We start from the raw sequence: 2,557 nt of genomic DNA on the forward strand, positions 1-2,557 counted from the left end.
GGGCGGCCTTCCGGTGGGCGGCCTTCCGGTGGGCGGCTCGGCCGCCGGGCCTCGCGGGGTGGCCGCGCGAGGCGGGACGGACGTGCGAGGCGGGACGGACGTGCACGCGGGCGGGACCGGCGTCGAGCCGGCCTGGCACGTCGAGCCCCCTGCCGCTTCGGCCGGTGCCGCAACGCGGTCCGCGGACGCCCTGACAGGGCCCGCGGCCGCTCTTCGGCCGTCCATGGGCTTCGACGCCCCGACACCACCGTCGACGCCGCCGTCGGCATCGCAGCCGTCGACCGGTTCGCCCCGGCGGCGGCCGGGTCCGCCCCGCCCGACGCCGGGCCCCGGCGGCCCCGGTGGTGGCGCGGTGGGCGACGAGCCGTCCGGTGGGCGCGTGGGCGTGCCGGCCGATCCGGCCGGCGGGATGCCGGCCGCAGCCGTCGGTGCGCGCCCGGACACGGACGACCGCGACGGTGCGCCACGGGGATCCGCGGATGATCGCGGCCCCGCGTCCGGGGCGGGCACGGCGGGGCCGCCACGCGTGGCCGGTCGGCCCTCCGACCTGGCTGGCCGGATCGCGCAGGCCGGGCCGGGCGCCGTCCCCCGTCACACCGAGCGGAGCGGCCGGACCGGACCGTCCGGCCGGAACGGTCAGCCCGACTCGGCCGCCGGACCGGCCGTCCCGCCGATGATCAATGAAGCGGAGGTCCGGCCGCGGACGTCGCCCGGCGTTCGGGGCGGTCCGCGTTCCCGCGGGCCGGGTGAGGATTCGCGCGCGGGTGTGGAACGCGGTCCGGCCGCGTCCGCCGGTGCCGGCGATCGTCCGTCCGGTGCTGTCTCCCGGCGCGGCGAACGCGCCGATGCGTCCTCGCCCAGCGCCGCACCGCCACGCCCCGCCGCCACCCGGGCCGCCGACACGGCTCGCGTGGCGGCGGACGTGGGCGATCCGGCGCGCCGAGGCGGGCGGGCCGGTGGGCGCGGCGAGACGTCGTGGCCCACGCCCACGCCCCGGCCGGCGCCGCCCCCGAGCATCGGGCGCCGGGCCGACGGGGTGCTCACCGGCTCGGGCTCCGGCCGGACCACCGTGCGTATCGACACGGTCGAGGTCCGGTTCCCGCAACCGGTCGTCGCCGCGGAACGCGCGGCGACGCCGGCCGCCGCGCCGGTCCCGTCCGGCCTGGTGGGCTTCGACGCCTACCAGGGCGTTCGCGCCTACTCGGCCTGGCAGCGGGACGCGCCATGAGCGGGCATGAGGTGATCAGGGACGTCAGCGCGAGCCTGCGTGCGCTCCTGCGGGACCGGGTGGCCCGGCCGCCCGGCGTCACGGACGTGCCGGTGACGGTCGGCACCCCTCGGCCGGTGCCGGCCGGCGCGAGCCCGGCGGCCGAACCGGCCAGGCTCAACCTCTTCCTCTACCGGGTGAGTGAGAGCCCGTACCTGAAGAACCTCGACGCCCCGCCCGCCGGCTCGCCGACCCGGTACGGCTCCCCGCCGCTGTCCCTGCACCTGCACTATCTGCTGACCGCGTTCGGCTCCGTGCTGGACAGCGCCGGCGACACGCACGACGAAAGCCGCGCTCAGCTTGTGCTCGGCAGCGCCATGCGGGTGCTGCACGAGACCCCGATCCTCACCGAGGACCTCGTCTCGACCCGGGACCCGGTCGACCAGCCGCTGCTGGCCGCCGGGCTCGCCGACAGCGTCGAACAGATCACGGTGACGCTGGATCCGGTCGGCCTCGACGACCTGACGAAGGTGTGGACGGCGCTGACCACGCCGTTCCGCCTGTCAGCCGCGTACCTGGTCACGGTCGTCCAGATCGATCAGCGGGCCCGGCCGCCGGTGGCGGTCGAGGTCGGTGAGGGCCCGGCCGCCGGCCCGCGGGTCCGGGTGCACACGCTGCGCACTCCGGCGATCAGCCGGCTGCGGGTCCTGCCGGCGGGGGCGGCCGACCAGCCCCGGGCACACCCTGTCGCGCGGATCGGCGACACGCTCGTCGTCGAGGGCACCAGCCTGCTGGCGCCGGCACCGGGCCGGACGCTGGTCCGCGTCGGCGGGATCGACCTTCCGCTCGCCGCCGCGCCCGTGCCGACGCCGGACCGGGTCGCGGTGGTGATCCCGGACGCGGCGCTGCCCGACGGCCGGCCCATCCCGCCGGAATCCCGGCTCCAGCCCGGTACCCACACCGTCTCGGTCGCCACCAGCGGGACGGTCGCCGGCCCGGCCCGGTCCGCCCCGGCCGCCATGATGATCGTCCCGGCCGTCGCCGCCGTCGTGGTCGAGGCGGAGCCCGGTGGCACCGGACGGATCCTGAAGGTGACCGGAAGCCGGCTGCACGTGCCCGGCCAGCCCGGTGAGACGTTGATCGGCCGGGTGGTGGTCCCCGCGGCCTCCTACCTTGAGGCGTCACCGACCAGCCTGCGGGTGCGGGTGCCGGCGGCACTGCTGGCCGAGGCGGGCCCGCCGACGCCGGTACCGGTCCGGGTCCGGGCCGCGGGCGTGTCGAGCATCGACCGCACGACGGTGGAGCTGCCATGACCATGACGACAGCCGGTGCTGTGTCCGATGGTGCCGT

Annotated in this window: 2 protein-coding genes; both read left to right on the forward strand. The window is 78.1% G+C overall.

Annotated features, from left to right (window positions below):
* Positions 1-766: 766 nt before the first annotated feature.
* The gene (locus AC5LUJ_RS23270; RefSeq protein ID WP_493465778.1) at positions 767-1,228 is read left to right on the forward strand and encodes a hypothetical protein; all 462 of its coding nucleotides are present in this window, start codon (positions 767-769) and stop codon (positions 1,226-1,228) included.
* Positions 1,225-2,520 carry a Pvc16 family protein gene (locus AC5LUJ_RS23275; protein ID WP_250287519.1) on the forward strand — a complete coding sequence of 432 codons (1,296 nt, stop codon included), beginning with the start codon at positions 1,225-1,227 and terminating at the stop codon, positions 2,518-2,520. The genes AC5LUJ_RS23270 and AC5LUJ_RS23275 overlap by 4 nt, the downstream gene beginning before the upstream one ends.
* The last annotated feature ends 37 nt before the right edge of the window (positions 2,521-2,557 follow it).

The sequence above is a fragment of the Protofrankia sp. CiP1_Cm_nod3 genome, assembly GCF_982290655.1.